General features: G+C 56.7%; 17 protein-coding genes and 1 tRNA gene. 13 read left to right on the top strand and 5 right to left on the bottom strand.

What is annotated here, in order from left to right:
* The first annotated feature begins 58 nt into the window (after positions 1 to 58).
* The 11 genes from KJA79_RS01840 to KJA79_RS01790 all read left to right on the top strand — a co-directional run bounded on the left by KJA79_RS01840 (position 59) and on the right by KJA79_RS01790 (position 11517).
* Complete coding sequence (locus KJA79_RS01840; RefSeq protein ID WP_213040293.1) at positions 59 to 565, top strand: c-type cytochrome; 507 nt, start codon at positions 59 to 61, stop codon at positions 563 to 565.
* 67 nt (positions 566 to 632) lie between these two features.
* Positions 633 to 2336 carry a cytochrome ubiquinol oxidase subunit I gene (locus tag KJA79_RS01835; RefSeq protein ID WP_213040292.1) on the top strand — a complete coding sequence of 568 codons (1704 nt, stop codon included), beginning with the start codon at positions 633 to 635 and terminating at the stop codon, positions 2334 to 2336.
* A 67-nt stretch (positions 2337 to 2403) separates the two neighbouring features.
* Positions 2404 to 3183, top strand: a complete 780-nt coding sequence (locus KJA79_RS01830) for a c-type cytochrome (RefSeq protein WP_213040291.1) — start codon at positions 2404 to 2406, stop codon at positions 3181 to 3183.
* Positions 3184 to 3185: 2 nt separating this feature from the next.
* Complete coding sequence (locus KJA79_RS01825; RefSeq protein WP_213040290.1) at positions 3186 to 4127, top strand: QcrA and Rieske domain-containing protein; 942 nt, start codon at positions 3186 to 3188, stop codon at positions 4125 to 4127.
* Entirely contained in the window at positions 4127 to 5242 is a 1116-nt protein-coding gene (locus KJA79_RS01820; RefSeq protein WP_213040289.1) for a cytochrome b, read from the top strand. Before KJA79_RS01825 ends, KJA79_RS01820 begins: the two co-directional genes overlap by 1 nt.
* A 36-nt stretch (positions 5243 to 5278) precedes the next feature.
* Positions 5279 to 6280, top strand: a complete 1002-nt coding sequence (locus tag KJA79_RS01815) for a hypothetical protein (RefSeq protein ID WP_213040288.1) — start codon at positions 5279 to 5281, stop codon at positions 6278 to 6280.
* Between the two features lie 28 nt (positions 6281 to 6308).
* Entirely contained in the window at positions 6309 to 8189 is a 1881-nt protein-coding gene (locus KJA79_RS01810) for a cytochrome ubiquinol oxidase subunit I (RefSeq protein ID WP_213040287.1), read from the top strand.
* A gap of 65 nt (positions 8190 to 8254) precedes the next feature.
* Positions 8255 to 8875 (top strand): c-type cytochrome, encoded by a 621-nt coding sequence (locus tag KJA79_RS01805; RefSeq protein WP_213040286.1) that lies wholly within the window; start codon positions 8255 to 8257, stop codon positions 8873 to 8875.
* 30 nt (positions 8876 to 8905) lie between these two features.
* Complete coding sequence (locus tag KJA79_RS01800) at positions 8906 to 9631, top strand: c-type cytochrome (protein ID WP_213040285.1); 726 nt, start codon at positions 8906 to 8908, stop codon at positions 9629 to 9631.
* A gap of 279 nt (positions 9632 to 9910) precedes the next feature.
* Positions 9911 to 10501 carry an ethylbenzene dehydrogenase-related protein gene (locus tag KJA79_RS01795; RefSeq protein ID WP_246507364.1) on the top strand — a complete coding sequence of 197 codons (591 nt, stop codon included), beginning with the start codon at positions 9911 to 9913 and terminating at the stop codon, positions 10499 to 10501.
* A 2-nt stretch (positions 10502 to 10503) separates the two neighbouring features.
* Positions 10504 to 11517, top strand: coding sequence for a c-type cytochrome (locus KJA79_RS01790; RefSeq protein WP_213040283.1), 1014 nt, complete (start codon positions 10504 to 10506; stop codon positions 11515 to 11517).
* On the opposite strand, the gene ubiA is transcribed toward KJA79_RS01790, so the two are convergent.
* Positions 11518 to 12363 carry a 4-hydroxybenzoate octaprenyltransferase gene (ubiA, locus tag KJA79_RS01785; RefSeq protein ID WP_213040282.1) on the bottom strand — a complete coding sequence of 282 codons (846 nt, stop codon included), beginning with the start codon at positions 12361 to 12363 and terminating at the stop codon, positions 11518 to 11520.
* Between the two features lie 242 nt (positions 12364 to 12605).
* Between ubiA and KJA79_RS01780 the strand changes: the two genes are divergently transcribed.
* A complete protein-coding gene (locus KJA79_RS01780) occupies positions 12606 to 14504 on the top strand; it encodes a hypothetical protein (RefSeq protein WP_213040281.1) in 1899 nt (632 codons plus the stop codon).
* Between the two features lie 183 nt (positions 14505 to 14687).
* Positions 14688 to 14763, top strand: a tRNA-Thr gene (locus tag KJA79_RS01775).
* 12 nt (positions 14764 to 14775) lie between these two features.
* On the opposite strand, the gene KJA79_RS01770 is transcribed toward KJA79_RS01775, so the two are convergent.
* From KJA79_RS01770 to KJA79_RS01755, 4 genes are all read right to left on the bottom strand, one after another.
* Positions 14776 to 15849 (bottom strand): tyrosine-type recombinase/integrase, encoded by a 1074-nt coding sequence (locus KJA79_RS01770; protein WP_213040280.1) that lies wholly within the window; start codon positions 15847 to 15849, stop codon positions 14776 to 14778.
* A complete protein-coding gene (locus KJA79_RS01765) occupies positions 15836 to 16144 on the bottom strand; it encodes a helix-turn-helix domain-containing protein (protein ID WP_213040279.1) in 309 nt (102 codons plus the stop codon). The genes KJA79_RS01770 and KJA79_RS01765 overlap by 14 nt, the downstream gene beginning before the upstream one ends.
* Positions 16145 to 16186: 42 nt before the next feature.
* On the bottom strand, positions 16187 to 17194 hold the full coding sequence (locus KJA79_RS01760; RefSeq protein ID WP_213040278.1) for a replication initiation factor domain-containing protein: 1008 nt from the start codon (positions 17192 to 17194) through the stop codon (positions 16187 to 16189).
* 535 nt (positions 17195 to 17729) lie between these two features.
* A complete protein-coding gene (locus KJA79_RS01755; protein ID WP_213040277.1) occupies positions 17730 to 18311 on the bottom strand; it encodes a hypothetical protein in 582 nt (193 codons plus the stop codon).
* Positions 18312 to 18460 lie beyond the last annotated feature (149 nt).

Here is an 18460-nt window from a genome sequence, read left to right as displayed (position 1 = left end):
TAATGGGTGTCCGCGCTTGAAGGGGTGGGGACATGAAGAAAGGAGCGGGGGTTCTTTTATGAAACAAGCAGGCATGAAGAGGTTGGCTCTGATGGTCGGCATTCTCGGGTTCGGTTTTGGCGTGGTCGGATGCGGCGGTGGGGGTGAGGGTGGTGGTGAAGGTCCGATCGTTCCGCCGCCTCCTGCTCCCGCGGAATATGCCGATAAGCACATGCCTGCCGGCTGGTGGACGGATCCGAAGATCCTCGAGGAAGGCAAGGAATTGTACATCGGCGGCAAGAATCCCGATGTGAATTGCGCGAGCTGCCATGGCAAGGATGGTAAGCCGGTGAAGGCTGGCGCGCGAGACTTCCGTGTCGGCGACCGTATGAAGATGTATTCGGACTCTGTCTGGTTCTGGCGTATTTCCGAAGGCGTGCCCAACACGAAGATGAAGCCGTGGAAGAGCAAGTTGTCCGAGGAAGATCGGTGGAAGATCCTGGCGTTCGAACGGTCCTTCGGCTTGGCCGGCAAGGGTTGGGATGTCAATAAGAAGGAGTGGGTGCCTGCGGATCAGGTGAAGTAACTCGCGCCTGGCGTGCGGTTCGAGTCAGGGGTCAATCGGTTGGAATGAGGAGGAGCGGCGAGACATCATGAAAATCTGGCAGCGCTGTTTGTTGGTTATGTTCGCGCTAGTGGCGGTATTGGGAGGGGTGGCATACGCCCAGGCTCCCAGTGCGCCCCCTGTGGAATTCCCGTATACGGGGAATCGCACGGCGGTATGGATCGTCGCTCAACTCCACATTCTCTTTGCGGGATTCATCCTGGGTGCCCCGATTTTCGTGGTCATCTCGGAATGGCTGGGGTACCGCAAGCAGGATCCTCGCTACGACCGGCTGGCGAAGGAAGTCACGAAGGTGACGGTCATCCTGTACAGCATGACCGCGTTGACCGGAGGCCTCTTCATTTTCGTGTTGCTCGCGACCTACCCGCAGTTCACGACGTGGCTCATCAATCACTTCTTCTTGATCTTCGCGGTCGTGTACCCGCTGTTGTTCATCGGCGAAACGATCGTGCTGTACATGTATTTCTACACCTGGGATGCGTGGAAAGGTGAAAAGAAGGCGCGCCACATTGCTCTCGGCGTGCTGCTCAACCTCATCGGGTCGATCACCCTGTTTGTGATCGACGCTCCCACCTCCTTTATGAATACCCCGGTGCGGGCCGAGGGTATCTCCCCGGCCGAATTTCTGGCGACCGCCTCTCTGTGGGATAAGGTCTTCAATTACAGCTGGATGCCGCTGAACCTGCACCGCCTTGTCGGCAACGTGACGTTCGGAGGTTTCGTGGCCGGGCTCATCGCTGCCTATATGTTCATGGGCGCGAAGAAGGAAGAGGATCGGGCCTACTACGACTGGATGGGGTTTGTCGGCAATATGATCGGGGTCGGGGCGTTGTTGTTCTTGCCGTTCATGGGCTACTTGCTCGCTTACGAATTGTGCGACTATGACGCGTCCATCTGTCCCTACATGATGGCCGACCAGTTGTCGATGTTCTTCGAGATGCAGGGGGCGATGATCGGTCTGATCTTTCTGGCCAGTAACTATTATATCTGGCTCAGTATGAAACGTATCGAAGGTGTGGAACGCGTTCGTATGACCGTGGTCGCTCCGATGGTGATGGTTCTCCTGCCCATCGTTATGACTAAAGTCTTGACCGATTATCCGGTGCCGGATCCCACATCGCTGGCGTTCCTGTTGCCGCTCTTGCTTGCGCCGGCGGTCCTTGGGCGCTTCATCCCGCTGACGGTCTCCTCAAGCACGGTCATCAAGATCGGCTTCTTGATGGTGGTCGTGGGTAATGCGATCTGGATGACGCCACATGGTTTCGTGCCGACGGGCGCGAAGTTGGTTGCTGAATTGGAGCTGCCGTCAGATTGGAACTTCCTCGCGCTGATGCCGGCGAAGAATTCTGCCGCGTTCACACTGGTCTTCGTCACGGTGGTGAACTACGTCATTTATAACCGAGCTGTGTCGCAAGGGACGATCGTGTGGGGCAAGATCGATTTTGCCTCTCAATTCGTGCTGGTCTTCCTGGCGTTTAGCGCAATCTGGACGATGGGTCTGATGGGCGCCGTGCGGTCACTCTTGCGGAAGTACTTCCATACGTACAACCTGTTGCCGGATTTCACGGCGGAATCCTTCACGCCGACTCTTTCGTATTCGGCCTGGTGGATCACCGGCATTACCATCGTCTTTTATGCAGTGGTTAGCTTCGCGATCATCGTGACCTTGCGCCCATCCGATTCAAAGGGCCATGCGCATGAGGGGAGCCCGGTTCCGGCAGGGGCCAAGTAGGGCGGTCACCATACTGGAAGGGCGCTAAACGAGGGCATTCATGGGAAACATCATTAAAAAGCTGGTAGTGGGAGTCGTCGTCGGCGGAATCCTGTTCGGCGCCACCAATGCGCTGGGCTTTCCGTTCGTCTTTCAGGCGCTGTTTTTTGGTTATGCCATGCTCGGCGCCGTAGTCTTTATGATTCTCGATTTCCCGACGCTGAAACCATTTGGCGGCGTGAAGGCGGTCGGGGCGTTACTTGTATTTTACGCCATTCTCTCTGTGGTCTATATCGCCGGTGCTTCCATGTGGCCGCAATATGATCCCGAGGACGAGAAGGGCAAGATCGAAAAAATCCTCAAGCCAAAGCGAGAGCATTATGAGGCCGGCAAGGTCGAAGTGCTGATGCAGCGCGCCAAGGCGCTCGATGAAAAGGCGAAAGAGCTGACTGCTCGGCTGCAAGCCTTGGGTGCCGCGACGGCTCCGGCCGATCAGAAGGCGGGAGGAGAGAGTGCGCCAACTGCGACCACCGCAGCGGCGAGCGGGGACGTTGCAAAGCTCGGCGAGGAGCAGTGGCAGCTGCAGGAGTGTTACAACTGCCACAAGTTGAATGGTGAAGGCGGAAAGAAGCGGGGTCCTGAGCTCGATAACATCGGTAACCTGTTGTCCGCTGCGGAAATTGCTCGGAAGATTCTCGATCCAAAGAGTTACAAGGCGGAAGGCTTTGAGCAGGAGTACGAGAAGGGCAAAATGCCTGACAAGTACAAGGATCTTATGGAGCCGAAAGACGTTGATGCCTTGGCGACGTGGTTGGCTGGATATAAGAATGCTTCGGTCAACACTCCGAAGCCGATCAAGATGAAGTGAGTATGATGCAGCCGAAACTCAAATCAAAAGTTCGATGTACGGACGGTGAAGTCGGGGAAGTCCGCCGGGTCATCATGGACCCGCTGTCCCACGACATCAGCCATATCGTCGTTGGTGGCGGTCCCGGGGATGTTCCGGAGCGGCAAGTGCCTATGGGGCAGGTCCAGGCGGTGACGGAAGATGCCGTATCGCTTCGTCTTGGCATGGGAGAGTACGCGACGCTCCCGGCTTTTAAGCGCGACGAATATGTGACGACCCACGAGGTAGAAATCGCTCACCTTGAGGAGCGCATTCATGTCACGCCAGGAGAGGTGCTGGTTCCCTTCCCTGAGCTGGAGAAAAGCGTCAAGCGCCGAACCTTCTTTGCGAACTTCACTCATGCGATCGGCTTTTTGATTGGTTTCCCTCTTGCCTTCCCCGTGCTGCGCTACCTGATGAAGCCCATGTATTCCCCGTTCGACAACGAATGGCTCAAGATCGGGAACTCAGGGAAGATTAAGCAGGACGACGTCGGCGTGCAGTTCAAGTATAAGCGCAAGATCAAAGAAGCGTATATGCCGGAGCAGGAGATCGACAAGAACGTGTGGGTCCTGAAGGCGACTCCGAAGGTCCTTGAGGCGATCTACCAAGGCAAGGACATGGAGTTTCGGGATTCTTTCGGCAAGCACATCTGGACCAACAAGAAAGACGTGCCCTATATCGCGTTTTCAGGCAAATGCCCACACTTGGGCTGCGGATTTAAGTGGCGAACGCACAAAACCCTTGGCCAGGTCTTCCTCTGTCCTTGTCACCTGAGCATTTATGATGCGGCAGGGAAAGTCCTCGATGGCCCGGCGCCGCGGCCACTCGACCCGCTTCCGATTAAGGTTACGGCAACCGGTGACATCACCATTATCGATATGGAATTCAAGGCGGGCACCAAGGCCCAGGTTCGGATTGTCTAATGGATACGACTACGCAGCCGACGACCACGCAGCCCTCAGCCATTGAAAAAGTCTTTGCCTTTGTCGACGAGCGCGTCGGGCTAAAGACGTTACAAGCCAAAATGCTCAACGAGCCCGTCCCTGGCGGGTCACGATGGGCCTATGTCTTTGGCTCTGTTTTGCTCTTCATCTTCATTATGCAGGCGGTGACCGGCATTTTGTTGATGTTTTATTACGTTCCGACCGCTGATCACGCCTACGCCAGCACGCAGTACATCATCCACACTGTGGATTATGGCTGGTTCCTCCTGAGTTACCACTTCTGGGGCTCAACGGCGATGGTGGTATGCGTGTTTGCGCATATGTCCCAAGTCTTCCTCTGGGGTGCGTACAAAAAGCCTCGCGAACTCATCTGGTTGGTTGGTCTGGCCCTTTTCGGCATCGTCATGGGCTTCGGGTTCACTGGATATCTGCTTCCCTGGGACCAGCGGGCCTATTGGGCCACGACCGTCGGCGTCGAAATCATGGACAAGACGCCGCTCCTTGGCGATTTCATGGCTCGTTTCCTGAAGGGCGGAGCCACACCGGGGCAGATGACCTTGAGCCGCTTCTTTGTCATCCACGTCATGGTGTTGCCGGCCGCACTGATGGGATTGGCCGGTCTGCACCTCTTCTTGTTCCGCAAAGCTGGTCCCGCGGGCCCGTTCCGCGGAAGCGTGGAAGAAATCAAGGCCAAAACCGATTACTTCTTTCCGCGGCAGATTTGGAAAGACATTGTCGGCATGGTCGCGGTCTTCTTGTGCATCTGCAGCCTGGCATTCTGGGAACCCATTGTGCTGTTGGAAGAAGCCACGCCGGATCCAGGGGATTATCATCCAGAGCCGGAATGGTACTTCCTGTTTCTTTTCCAGTTGCTGCGGCTGAAGGTGTTCGCAGGCGAGTTTGGTCAATTCCTTGGCGCAATTGCGTTGCCCGGTGTCTTTATGGCACTCCTGGCGGCCTTGCCGTTCATTGACCGCGACCCTGAACGAAACATTTTCAAGCGGCCGATCGCCTTGATCAGCTGGATCGTGGTCATGGCAAGCATTCTGATTTTTACCGTGGCGGCAATCATCAACCGCGAATTTTTGGAATAGGCGGAGGGTCTTGGGCACATGACTGGTCGAGAGACGATGTCGTCATTTAAATTGGGGCTGAGTATTCTCTGGCCAGCCTGCTGGACCGCGTTGCCGATCAAGATGGCATTCGCCATGTTATTCATGGCGATGGGTACGATCCATCTGGAAACTAAGCTTGGGATCACCTTCCTGATGCTTCTGATGAGTCCGGTGAGCGTCTTCGCGTTCTTTCTGATTACGCTTTTCACGGGATTTCATTTCGGCGAAGGCACCGGCCTCCCCCTCTTGTTCCTCGTTTCCATTCCGATTGACATGTGGGCACTTGGCCTGGTGGCGCGCACCGTGTTCCTTGAACGCCTGAGACTGGAACCACCCGATTCTCTCGGAGTCGGTTTGTGGGTGCGTTTTGCCTTCGCCGGGGCGCTCTATCTGCCGCTTCTGTGGGTGATCGAGGGAGGGGCAACAGATGTGGCTCGGTCCATCACCAAATCGATCCTCGACATGGATATGCTCAAGGGCATGCCCGTCGCGGAGCGAATCGGGCTGGAGTTTACCGCGTGGGGCAGCGTGTCCCTGCTGGTCTTGCTCGCGCTCACGTATGTTGGTCTCACCATTCTGGGTAAACTCGTTGAGGGCCGGACGGCCAGCGCGCAACCGGCATCCGACACCTACCAAGAACTGATCTGGCGTTGGGACATGTTTCGAGTTCCCACCGACCAAAGTCTCATGCTGACGGCATTCACGGGGGCCGGCGCCGTCATGAGCGTGCTGTTCTGGATGGTGTTGCCCGTGTCCACGCCCCATCCGCATGAATGTTGTAAACCTCCCGCCGTAACCGTGGCGCCCCCGTTTGATCCTCAGAAATCCCTGGCCAAAGGTGAAAAAACCTTCAAGGACGCAGAAGTCAAGATCGCCGCGCTGGAGCAGAAGACTGCTGAAGACGAGAAGGAAAAGCAGAAGGGCGGAAAAGAAAAAGCCGGTGTCAAAGATGGAGCGACGAAAAACGAGGCGAAAGCTCCGCAACCAGCAGCCGGAAAACCGGCGGGAAGCAAGTGACATCATGGCGAACGACGAGGTGATAACAATGATGAACCAAGGGCGGACTATCGAAAATCAAGTGCGCCACATCGGGGGGCGTGTTGCGTTGCTGGCCGGATGCGCTGCAGTGCTCAGCTGGCTGGGGTTGCCGGACCTGGCTCTGGCCCAAGATGCGGCTGCTCAAGCGCCCACCGCCTATCGGGACATCCCCTACGTCGGAAGTCGCAATCTGGTGTGGATTATTGCGCAGTTGCATCTTCTGCTCGCCGGATTCGTGCTGGGTGTCCCGATCTTCGCGTGGTTGTGCGAAGTGGTCGGCTGGAAATCCGGCGATAAACGCTACGATAAGTTGGCCAAAGAGTTTACGAAGCTACTCACGTCGTCCTACGCCACCACCGCCTTGTTCGGTGGGATCCTCCTGTTCCTCTTGATCGGCTTCTATCCGAAGTTGATGGCGTATTTAACGGACATCTTCTTCCCGTCGTTCCTCGTCTATTGCGGCCTGTTTCTCGTGGAAACCGCGACCCTGTACCTCTACTGGTACGGTTGGGATGCCATGTCCGAAGGCAACGGAAAGAAATTCCATATCTTCTTGGGCTTTCTCCTCAATGTGTTCGCATTCTTCATCATGATCGTTCCTAATTCCTGGGCGACATTCCAGGCGAGCCCGGTCGTCATCGCCGAAGGCACGGACTTCGAACGCGCCTGGGCCGCGACCTGGAATCCCACCTGGTGGCCGGTGAACATTCACCGGATCATCGCGAACGTGGTGCTGGGCGGTTATATCTGCGGCGCCTACGCAGGTATTCGGTACCTATCGGCCAAGAGTACGGAAGAACGCAACCACTATGATTGGATGGGCTACGTCGGTAACTTCATTGGGGTCTTCGGTTTGTTGCCGCTGCCCTTCGCCGGTTATTGGCTGATGCGGGAAATCTACCAGTACAACCAACAGATGGGCATCACGCTCATGGGTGGATTTCTCTCCTGGTTGTTCATCCTGCAAGCGATGTTGATCGGTGTCCTCTTCCTTGGTTCTAACTACTATTTCTGGATGGGTATTACCCATCGAATACCAGGGTCTGAGGGCCAGTATCGCAAGCCGATTATGGCCATGTTGATCATCCTTCTGATGTGCCTCGCCGTGTGGATGACGCCGCATTCCCTGGTCGCCAGTTTGGAAGAGGCTCAAAAGATGGGCGGTACACACCATCCGCTCCTGGGTGTGTTCGGGGTTATGTCGGCCAAGATGACGGTATCGAACCTGATGGTGCTCGTGACATTCATGAGCTTCATCATGTACTGGCGTGCCGGAAAAGAGGACACCGCGGGATGGGCGAAAGTGGCGAAGTCCGTGATGGGCGCCGTACTGGTCCTTGCCGGACTTGCCGTCATCGTGCTTGGTGTCTGGGGCTACTTCGTTCCCGCGATTATTCGCATCAACTACTTCTCGACATCCCAGGTGGGCATCGTGATTTTCGTTATGTTGACCATCACTCCGTTAACGGCATTATTGCTGAAGAGCGCCAAGACGACGACGGAGATGGTCTGGGGACGCATGCCTCCTCGCGCCGGCTATTCACTGGTCTTGAATGCGGTTATGGTCATCCTGCTGATGACCCTGATGGGTTATGCCCGTTCATCGTCCCGCGTCCACTGGCATGTGTATGGCGTGATGCGTGACTCTTCTCAGTATGCGTTCTCACCCGCGCTGGGATACGCCGCTGCCTTGATGGCCCTCTGTACGTTCCTGTTCTGTATGTTGGTGGCTTTCATTTTCTGGGTCGCCACCATGGGTGACAAGGCCAAGGCTGCTGCGAGTGCCAAGAGTTCGGCCGAACCGGGAGGGATCCCGGCGATGGCGGGCGGGTCGCCCTCATTGGATGGCCCTGGCACCGAGACATCTGAGGCATCGCGACAGGTTTGAGCGCATCGACGATCTTCTTCTGAGACACAGAAGAAGCCGTGATCATTATCCTTTGTTGAGGACTTATGAGCGAAGTAGTCAAACTGCAGCTAATCGGTCTCTGCGTGGTCGGGCTCGGAACCGTCATCCTCTTGTTTATCAAGGGACAATTTCTCCGAGTCATCGGGTTTGTCGCGATCGTGTTGGGACTATTTGCCTTGGTGGCGTTGGCGGTGCCGCAGATGGCATCGTTGCCCCCGGCGGAAGAGAGCATCAACATCGCCGACATTAAAACTCCGACGGACATGGCCACTATCGGACAGAAGATTTTTTTCAGTAAGGGGCAATGCGCGCTCTGCCACTCCATCGGTCCGAGCGAATCCGCCCGCTGTCCAGACCTTAAGGGCATTGGCGCCAAACTCTCCCGGGAGTTCATCTTCGAGAGCCTGACAGAACCGCAAGCCTATCTCTATTTGGACTATCGCCATGAGGGCGTTCCCAAGGAGTATCCTGCCAGGATGCCGTACATCAATAAGAACCCGATTGGCTTGTCAAAGAACGAAATTCTCTCGGTCATTGCGTTCCTGCAGCAAATGAGCGGTGAGCCGATCAGCGTGAGTCCTTCGGAACTAGACATTCCTCGTGCTACCCCGGCACCGGTGAAGGCTGCGGATGCCGGCACCGTGGCGGTGGCCCAGGCACGATAAGTTATTGTCGGTGAAGTAGAGGAGGAAGGTATGGGAGGCGTACTTATCAGACCCATCATTCTGACGGTCTGTATCTATCTGTTCTTGAAATTTATCGTTCCGATTTTGCCGCATAGCGCGCCGCTGCCTTCTAGCTTGATTTTTCTCTACCTGATGCTGGTGATGTCAGGTTCGGTGCTCTTTGCCACCTTGAGCGGCGAATCGAAAGATGCCTTTTTTCAGCCCATCTTGCGCTTCTTGACCGGAGAAAGCGGCGGCGCACTCAGTAGCGCGCGCTATCTCGTGCTGGCCCTGTTTCCCATTCTCGTCGGATGGCAGACTTACGGGAGTACGGCTTCCAGCGACGCGCCTCCCGGTGAAAATCGCACGATTCACCCTGCTCCTCCTGGCGAGTACACCGGGCTCTCGAACCCGGTACCGAAGACGCCAGAGAATATTATGTATGGCAAAGGCTTGTATGCCTCGCGTTGCGCGCCCTGCCACGGCAACTTTGATGGCAAGGGGTTCGCGGCTGCGGGCTTTACGCCACCGCCCGCCAACTTTAAGGACCCGACGACCATTGCCATGCTGCAGGAAAGCTATCTCTTCTGGCGCATCAAGAAGGGAGGCGTCGGCCTTCCTGTGGAAGGGATGCCATGGAAAACGGCGATGCCGCGATGGGAACTGGAAATGTCCGATGAGGACATCTGGAAAGTCATTATGGGCGAATATGACGGAGCCGGACAGAAACCGAGAACCTGGGATGAGTCCGAGTAATTTCTCCGATCAGAGATTGCCGAGCAATTTTAAGGGGAACGTATGGCACGAGTGAGGAGCGTAGGAAAGAGATGGTGGGTTGGAGCCGTCGGCCTTCTAGGGCTGTGCGTGGCGGCTGAAGTGCAGCCCGCCTATAGTCAGCAAAGCGTCGCGGTGCGCGCGGGACTTGTGAAGGGACCCCTCCCGGCCGACGATCCCACGGCCGCGGCATGGGCGACTGCCTCCGTGTCTGAATTCCCCATGTCTCCCCAAGTCCACTGGCCGGTTCGGATCACGGAGGTGACCGCGAAAAGTGTCAAGGTCCGTGGCCTCCACGATGGCACCACCGTCGCCATTATGCTGGAATATTCGGATCCCTCTGAAGATCCCGATGATGCGGCCGCCTTGGAGTTTATGGTCGGTGATACCAAGGCGCACTTCGCTCACGGTCAGCCCATGGCGCAGGTCGAGGGCGGCCCGGTCAATATCTGGTACTGGAAAAATAAAGACGGTAAAGGCTCGGACCTGGGCGCGAAAGGCTTCGGCACGCTCAAGCCTCACAGTCATCAGGACGTCAAGGCCAAGGGGGTCTATCAGGCCGGCGTGTGGAAGGTCGTGTTTTCGCGGCCCTTGAGCACGGAGCATGTTGCTGAAGACACCCAATTCAAGCCCGGGGAATTTGGCAGCATCGCCTTCGCTGTCTGGGACGGCAAAAAGATGGAGAGCGGCCAGCCGAAAGAAAAGGGCTCTGAAAAAGCGATTTCCTCCTGGTGGTATTTCCGTGCCGATGCACCACCGGACTATTCGGCGTACATGTACGCATTACTCGCGGTGGGTCTCGCGCTGGGATTCGAGATGGCTCTCGTGAGACGTTTAAAGAAAGGGTCGTGAGCATGAGGGCGTGGCGAAGAATACGCGTCTTTGGAGCGGTCGTCGGGGTAGTGGGACTCTCGGGCCTCATCGGTGCCGGTTGTTCGATGATGCAGAGTGAACAGGCCGCCAAGGGCAAGAAGCTCTATGCGCACTACTGCATGCACTGTCACGGCGAAACCGGGAAGCAGAACGAGGGCTTTAATTGGTCCTCCATGTCCGACCCGAAGCCGAAAGACCTCTCCAATAAGTCGGAAATGGGTACGTTCAAAGATGAGGATATCTTTAATACGATCTCTCGCGACATGAAGGATACAAGCCCGAACGGCGACAAGATCGGCGACGATGAGTTTGCCGTGCCGACCATGCCGACCTTCAAGTACACCCTGTCTGAGGAAGAGATTTGGGGTATCGTCGGGTACGTGCGCTCCTTGCATGGCAAAAAGTTGGAATTCAACGTCGAAGGCCGTAAGAAAGAACTCCAAGAAGCCAAGCAGTCCGCCGAGCAAAAATATAAAGAGGCGGAACGTGTGGAGCAGGAAGCCGAAAAGAAAGCCAACGACGAGGCCGAAAAGAAGGGCGTGGAAGTCGACGACAACGCCTATGCCAAGGAAGTTCAGGCTATGGGCCAGGCCAAGAAGGAACTCGATCAGGCAACCGCTGCCCTCGCGAACTTCACCACGAGACCAGGTAAGGGCGTCAACATCGCGCGTCCTGATCTCAACATGAAGCCGGATGCGGCCGCGAAAATGACGGAGATCGGGAAGCAGCTCTACGTGACCAAGTACGGTTGCAATGGGTGCCATAAGATCGGCGAAGAGGGTGGAAGGGTTGGCCCCGCGCTGGATCGGGCGGGTTATCGACTGAATCCGACCTGGGTGTATCGGTGGCTGCGAAATCCGCAGGCGATGAAGCCCGACACCCGTATGCCCGCGCTGGGGCTCAATGATGCCGATGCAAAGGCGGTGGCCCTGTACTTGAAGACGCTTCGTGCGCCGAAGCCGGATAAGCCGTTGGGCAAGGTCAGCGAAGAATAGTCACGGTGTTGTGCCGGGCGTGCCGATCCATAGCGCGATGAGGATAGCCGCTCCGACATACACGTGCTGATAGAACATTCCGAAGGCTGCGTGCGGCGCGATGGGGAACCGTAAGCGCCGCACCTGCCCGAGGAAGATCCCTCCGAGTAGCGCGAGCATCAGATAGTATCCCATTCCAAGGCCGGACAGATATCCGGCCGCCAGCAGACATCCCATCATTCCAGTCAAGAAGAGCCCGACGGCCAGTGGAACTCTTGGGCCAAAGAGCAGTGCGGACGATTTTACGCCGATGCGTTGGTCATCCTCACGGTCTTGCAGCGCATAAATCGTGTCGTAGGCAATCGCCCAGCAGGTTGTTGCGCCCAGAAGCCACCAGGCTTGCGGATCAATGGTGGCGCGCGAGGCTGCCCAGGCCATGATCGCGCCCCAACCGAACGCGACGCCCAAGACTGCCTGAGGCATGTGGATCCAGCGTTTGCAAAACGGATAGATCGATGCCAGAAACAGGGCGATCGGACTGAGGCAGATGGTCAACCAGTTGAGTGTGGAGACCAGACCTGCCGCGATCAGCGCCAGCCCGAGCGCGACCACCAAGGCATGCCCGAGGGTCAACCTGCCGGCCGCCAGCGGCCGGTGACTCGTGCGCGCCACATGTTTGTCGAAATCGCGATCGGCCACGTCATTGATCACCACGCCGAGACTGCGCATCACGAACGAGCCGAGGGCGAAGACGCACACCAACCAGAGAGGCGGGCGACCCTGATTGGCCAGGATCAGCGCCCACAGGCTCGGCCACATCAACAGCCAGGTGCCTGATTGGTTGCGCAGGCGGATCAGGTCGGCCACAGCGGTCCAAGACCATGAGGGCGGCGAACAGCTGGTCGATGCGTTGCTCGGAACCACGCGCTGGACCATAGCGGAGCAGGGTGTGCCTGTCAACGCGATCGGTCGTGATTGGTCGTGGGCGTAGCCCACTGCGGCCCCGGTTGTTATGTCTTCAAGAGATTGGGTATAACCAACCTATTGTGCAGCGATTTATGCGTGCTTGGCTTGGACTTCGTTTTCCGTGGTGTTCCCGGTGTCCTCTCATGGCGCTCGTGGCCGCGCTTCTCTTCTCATCTGGATGCCAATACTTCAGCCCGCGGAGCAACGTTCCCACCCACTACAATCTTCCCTTAACGGTCTACGTGCGCCTTGACCCCAGCATCCGAGCCGGAGCCGTCGATTACCGTGATGCCTGCGGACAAACTGTGTCGCTGCCCATTCACGACACGTTGGAGGCAGAACTCAAGCGGCGTATGGCACAGGTGTTCGAGCGAGTGACGATCGAGCCTGGTCCCGCTGCTGACGCTAGTGACGGAGTGATCGATGTGGCGCTGGGATTGCGTCAAGTTGAGCTCTTTATACCCCGGAAAGGCAACAAGACCTATCCTGCCTCCGTCACCCTTGGACTCGACTTTGCCTACACGGATCGGCAAGGGGCGGTGCTCCATGCCAAGAAACTGCAGAGCGTGATCACCGGCGAAGTCGAGGTGCGTGCGGAGACCTGCAACATCAGTGGATTGGAACAGGTGGCTCAGCAAACGATTGCCCGAGTGGTCGAAGGCATGGCCGAACAGCTCGGAACCGCGACAAAAATTCGCGAACAGGCTCAATGGCGAAACAGTCGTCCTGCTGGACCCATCCCTACCGCCGGGCAGCCGGCTCTGCCGGTCTCCCCGTTGCAGAACCCAGCTCCCATGCCACCCACGGCAACCGCCGTAACCGAAGCTACTCAACCGGCTGCTGCTGTTGCTCCGTCGAAACCAACCCACCTCTCGTTTCGGACGATTTTGCGCGATCATAATCAGAATCAGGTCCTGGAACAGAACGAAACGTTCAGCGTGGAGTTTGAAGTCAAGAACGAGGGAGAGGCGGCGGCCGAAGGGGTTGCCGTGGATCTGAAAGGCCATGCCGCGATCGTCAGTGGTGTCACGACTCCGGTCCCATTGGGCCTGCTCCAGCCAGGCGAAATCCGGCGGGTGACGGTGGACGGCAAGGTCGGAACCGTATCCGATGCGGAGCAGGCTGAATTGATTTGCGCCTTACAGGCTGCTCCCAACGTCTCACTCCCCGCGCCCAAGAAATTCTTTGTCGCCATCAGGCCGGATGCCGGAGGGAACGTCGAAGTTCTCTCAGTGGATGTCGACCAGCTGCCGAGCAAGAACGGCAAAGCCGTGCAGCCACAGGCCGTAGGGATTGCCATTGGGGTCGGGACGTTTCGTGATCGGGCGGTGCCGCCCATGATGTTGGCCGCGCATGACGCCGAGGTCATGGGCGGATACTTTAAGTCGGTGTTGGGACTGCCGCCGCAGAAGGTGAAGGTGGCGTTGGATGCGAAGGGATTGAAGGATGACTGGATCGAGATCTTCGAACAGTGGCTTCCGAAGCATGCCGGGCCGAGCACCACGGCCTACGTGTATGTGGCCGGTCGGGCCGTCGTGGACTCTGAAACCGGAGCCGTCGCGATGTTGCCCTATGATGCGACGGTATCCGGCCAAACTCGCACGTTCTCACTCGCCAGGTTGCAGCGGGCGCTCGCGAACGCGCCGGTCAAGCAAGCGGTCGTGATGCTGGAGCTCTCCCTGGAGCCGTCCGCCGGTTCCGATCCCGGTCGAATTGTGCCGCCGCGCTGGCTCCCTCACGACGCGGGAGGTGAGCAGGATCGAGTCATGTTGATGGTCGGGAATGCCGCCGTGCAGGAAGCGCAAGCCTATCAGCCTGGGCAACACGGACTCTTCACCTATTTCCTGCTGAAAGGGATGCGAGGGGCAGCCGATTTGGACAAGAACGGCACGGTGCTGACCGGAGAATTGTGCGCCTATGTGCATGGACAAGTCGGGGCCATTGCACACACGCAATCCGGCGCGATCCAGGAGACGCTCTGTCTCCCGGCGGCAGGGGACCGTTCGCCGTTGCGGGGCATCGTGGTGTCACGTCCACAGTGACCGAGTGGTGTGGACTCCGGGGACGGGCGGGTTTGTTCACGCCCTACTCAACTGCTTGTCGCGGCGGAGGCTCCCTCCCGATCGAAGGAGAATTCTGCAAAGATCGCATCTCTGCATTGACAGGTGTTTCACGTCCTGAGTAAGATCGCGTTTCTGATTTGCGAAGTCTGCCACTCCCCGTAAGCCGGCGTAGCTCAGTTGGCAGAGCAGCGGTTTCGTAAACCGCAGGTCGGTGGTTCGATTCCACTCGCCGGCTCCATTTATCAAGCACTTACATTGCCACCGTTGGCGCAAATGGTCGCTGTGCTAAATTTGTGCTAAACGTCTTTCCCCGGTCCAAAATCTCCACCCCATCCCGCAGACTTTCCGGATAGTGATGCGCATACCGTTGGGTCATGCTCGGAGATTTGTGCCCGAGCAGCCGTTGAACTTTGTACAAGTCCACCCCGGCTTGGACCAGTCGCGTAGCAAAGGTGTGGCGCAGATCGTGGAAATGAAGATCCTCAATCTGTGCCGCCTTCAAGGCCGCCGTAAAACCTCGTCGAAGGTTACTGCCATCCAACTCGGTACTGGCTTTGCTGCAGAACACAACCCGAGTCTCAATTCCCCGTTGCCCACGGCCCTGCTCATATTTGTGAGAGAGCAGTTCCAACACGGTTTGGTTGACCGGAATCGTCCGCCGTTCCCCGTTCTTGGATTTAAAGACCGTCACGGTTCGTCGGGTGAAGTCCACGCCTGCCCATGTGAGGGCAAGAATTTCTCCCCGTCGCATGCCGGTATTGATGGCGAAGGTGACGACTTCTCGAATCCATGCAGGCGCAGCCATGAGCAGCCGCGCTTCCTCCTGTTCGGTAAGCCAGCGGTCCCGGGAGTTTTGCTCTTTCTCCATCGAGACACGGCAGACCGGATTGTCCTTTGCCCATTCCCATTCGCGGCAGGCAAGATTGAAGGCCTTTTTCAGCATGGCCAGTTCTCGGTTAATGGTGGCCGGCATGACTCCATCGGCATAGCGCTTGGCTTTGAAGGCCACGATGGTCTTCGGCGTAATCTGGGATAGTTTTGGATTGCCGAAGAAGGCTTTCACATTCGTGACCATGTTCACATAGCGCCGGTAGTGGGCCCGCCGGCTGGCATGCTCTTTCAGATACCGGTCCATTAACTGGGAAAAGGTGTAGGGATCTTCTTTCGGTTTTTCGAAATATTTCCCCTCGACAATCTGCACTCGGATTTTGCTCAGGATGGCTTCCGCCAGCTTTTTGTCTGAGGTTTCGGTCGATCGCCGCACTTGCCGCCCTTCATACGTAAATGACATCCACCAAATATTGTTTCGTTTAACGAGCCCCATGCTGCTCCTCCTTCGTGCGTGGGCTCGGTGTGATGGTTTCCCCGTGGCGAGTATAGACTTCGGATTTGGCCGCTTCAATGAGCTGGTTCAGGTCGCGGGTAGCGTCATGAGTCGGCAGTGGGAAGGGCTTGCTGGGATTGGCTTCAAAGCCCTTCAGCCACGCTTGGATGGCCTCAGGTTCAAAGCGGACGAGGCCGTGTATGCGACGGCAAGGAATCTTATTTCGGGAGACCCAGAGGTAGAGTGTGGACGGCTTAATATTGAGCCAAGCCGAAAGCTCTTTGACGGTAAGCATGTGCAGATACACCGGGGGAGTCTCCCGACACCCCCAGTCCCCCTAACATGGGCTGCCCGCGTGACCGCCGGCAGACCGGTGAAACCGATTGGGTGGTTGTTTGAGCAAATTGCGGTGTCGGTCTTTCCACCGAGCAATGCCCCTGACAATTTCGTTCAGTAGCCATTCTTCCCCTCCAGGGGTGGCACAAATGACCGCCAACATCGGCGTCAGGGTGTCACTCACCCATCGTTTTACGTTCTGCAGGGTCTGCACCTGCTGCTCCTGGGCTAATCGCCCCTTCTGAAATCCCTCCGTCAAGAGGGCGTACCACTCCAACACGGGAGCCCGGTATCGTTCTTCATCCTCGGCATCCTTCGAGATATGCCGGAAATCCACATACGAGCGAAGCAAGCCGATGACCAACTCCTTCCAATCGGCTTCGTCTAACGTTGCCAATGCTCGGGCACATTGTTCGGCCCGATCTTTCTTGAGTTCTAGCTCCCACCGAGTTCCGTAGTCCTGATAGTTCTCCTGGCCCTTGCTCAGGAGTTCGAGTCGTTTGTCATAAATGCGCAGCAAGGTCTGACTCTGCGGACTGCCGAAATACATGGTCTCCCCGGTCGTCGCTCCGGTCCCATGCGTCAAGTTGGAGACGATATGCCGGACCTGAGCAGCCCTTGTGACGCATTGGCCTGCAGAGACCGCTTCTCGGATGGTCGAGACAGGCACCGTTCCCGCTCGATCATCCAATGCACAGTCGATGCGCGTCACATGTCCTTGCTGCTTATGCACCCATTTGAGCAGGGTGCGGATTTGATCCAGTGTCAGGGCGGACGCCAGGCCGCCCGACAGATCCACATGGATTTCATTCGGGCGCCGAGGCGCATTGGTGCCCAGTTTGCCAACCCCGCGCAGGCCATCGGCCCGCAACCAGGACAAGGGATAGCCTCGGAAACCCCCTTTAGCCTTACTCCAGTTTCCACCCAATACCCGCATGGTCTCTTGAGGATTGCTGGCCAGGACCGTAAACGCCAGCCAATCAATCGTGAGGGTGAAGCCAGAATCCATGGACCCTATCGAACTCCTGTAATGAGCGCTGTGGGTAGCGCCCCCGTGTTACCAAGACGGGGGCCATTCCGCTCCGCCCCGCAGCCTGCCGGCATGCGGCGCGGACCGGCTTTGCCACCGATCCACGAACAAACGTGTTGCTTCCAACAGGGCTCCAATCGTGGTCCCCTAGCTTTTTTATGAACATGCTCGCCACGTTTCTGACAATATGCGAACGTCATAACTAAGTAAAGTACCCACAAGAGGCCAGTAGTGGCCAGGAGGGGACAGCAGCGGAAAAATTATCGGTGTCTCTCGCCAGGAAGGGAAGTAGGCAATTATGTGCTTATGTGCGCTTTAGTGCGCTACAGGAGACATACCTTTTGCCCACAGACTTTTATGGCAAAATCTCAGAAAATGCCTGGGCCCCACAGGCGCATTGAGTTGCATTTTTAGTTTCCGGCGCCTTGGTCAGACAAGAGTGGCATTCGGTTGACGAGGCAGGAGCTGCGACGGCGGCTTCAGTTGGGGCAAACCTATGAGATGCTGAAGCGGTTCAGCGTGCCGTGAGATGTGGGCGGACCACGCTGATAATTTCAATCACCGTCCGCGCATCAACGATGATTTGTGGATGAAATTGCATTGCATCACTATCAGTATGGGAATGCATGAAAAACGGACAGATGATGCCGATTGTTTCTTGTTCCTCTACTAACGTCACTGCACGCTCAAAGCTGCCTTCTACCTCCATTGCCACCTTGATGCGCGTTTCGAATTCTTTGTACTGGAATTGGTGTTCTGCCGTGTAGAGCAACGGTGGAATGTAAGGTGGTATGCGATGTGCCAAGGCATCGCGATAGTTTTTGGCATATTCCTTGTGCCAGCTGGATATATTATTCGAGTCAAGATAAGTACGAACTTTTTCGGGTAAATGCGGTTTTATCTCTTTGCGAAACATTCCTGCCCGATGTCGTGGAATCTGTAGATTGTTCTCCTCCACGTAAGCCAATGCAAGATTATCTGGTATGCCATGGGAATTTATAAGGAAGGCATGAAGATTTATTTCCAAATCGCTACGCTCTTCTTCACTAAACAGGCGGGTTCTATTAGCTGGGAACAAAGTGAAGATGTTTTCCATGCATCTCCGAATGGTGGTTAACCGCCTACAAACTCCTTCGTTGACATACTCACGACCCTTTTCGGTTTTCAACAGTGGGGATAACTCTCGAGCGAGACTGATCCATAATACTTGTAGTTCTCCAAGTACTTTACTGTATTCACGTTCAA

Source organism: Nitrospira defluvii, from assembly GCF_905220995.1.
GTDB classification, from domain to species: Bacteria; Nitrospirota; Nitrospiria; order Nitrospirales; family Nitrospiraceae; genus Nitrospira_A; species Nitrospira_A defluvii_C.
The sequence above is the reverse complement of the archived record's forward strand: the minus strand, read 5'-3'. Positions and strand labels throughout refer to the sequence as shown.

What these genes read in the sequence shown, in the direction of transcription:
- KJA79_RS01840 (WP_213040293.1), top strand. Translation starts at nt 59, where the DNA reads ATGAAACAAGCAGGCATGAAGAGGTTGGCTCTGATGGTCGGCATTCTC.
- KJA79_RS01835 (WP_213040292.1), top strand. Translation starts at nt 633, where the DNA reads ATGAAAATCTGGCAGCGCTGTTTGTTGGTTATGTTCGCGCTAGTGGCG.
- KJA79_RS01825 (WP_213040290.1), top strand. Translation starts at nt 3,186, where the DNA reads ATGATGCAGCCGAAACTCAAATCAAAAGTTCGATGTACGGACGGTGAA.
- KJA79_RS01820 (WP_213040289.1), top strand. Translation starts at nt 4,127, where the DNA reads ATGGATACGACTACGCAGCCGACGACCACGCAGCCCTCAGCCATTGAA.
- KJA79_RS01815 (WP_213040288.1), top strand. Translation starts at nt 5,279, where the DNA reads ATGTCGTCATTTAAATTGGGGCTGAGTATTCTCTGGCCAGCCTGCTGG.
- KJA79_RS01810 (WP_213040287.1), top strand. Translation starts at nt 6,309, where the DNA reads ATGATGAACCAAGGGCGGACTATCGAAAATCAAGTGCGCCACATCGGG.
- KJA79_RS01805 (WP_213040286.1), top strand. Translation starts at nt 8,255, where the DNA reads ATGAGCGAAGTAGTCAAACTGCAGCTAATCGGTCTCTGCGTGGTCGGG.
- KJA79_RS01800 (WP_213040285.1), top strand. Translation starts at nt 8,906, where the DNA reads ATGGGAGGCGTACTTATCAGACCCATCATTCTGACGGTCTGTATCTAT.
- KJA79_RS01790 (WP_213040283.1), top strand. Translation starts at nt 10,504, where the DNA reads ATGAGGGCGTGGCGAAGAATACGCGTCTTTGGAGCGGTCGTCGGGGTA.
- KJA79_RS01780 (WP_213040281.1), top strand. Translation starts at nt 12,606, where the DNA reads ATGGCGCTCGTGGCCGCGCTTCTCTTCTCATCTGGATGCCAATACTTC.
- KJA79_RS01770 (WP_213040280.1), bottom strand. Translation starts at nt 15,849, where the DNA reads ATGGGGCTCGTTAAACGAAACAATATTTGGTGGATGTCATTTACGTAT.
- KJA79_RS01765 (WP_213040279.1), bottom strand. Translation starts at nt 16,144, where the DNA reads ATGCTTACCGTCAAAGAGCTTTCGGCTTGGCTCAATATTAAGCCGTCC.
- KJA79_RS01760 (WP_213040278.1), bottom strand. Translation starts at nt 17,194, where the DNA reads ATGGATTCTGGCTTCACCCTCACGATTGATTGGCTGGCGTTTACGGTC.
- KJA79_RS01755 (WP_213040277.1), bottom strand. Translation starts at nt 18,311, where the DNA reads ATGGAAAACATCTTCACTTTGTTCCCAGCTAATAGAACCCGCCTGTTT.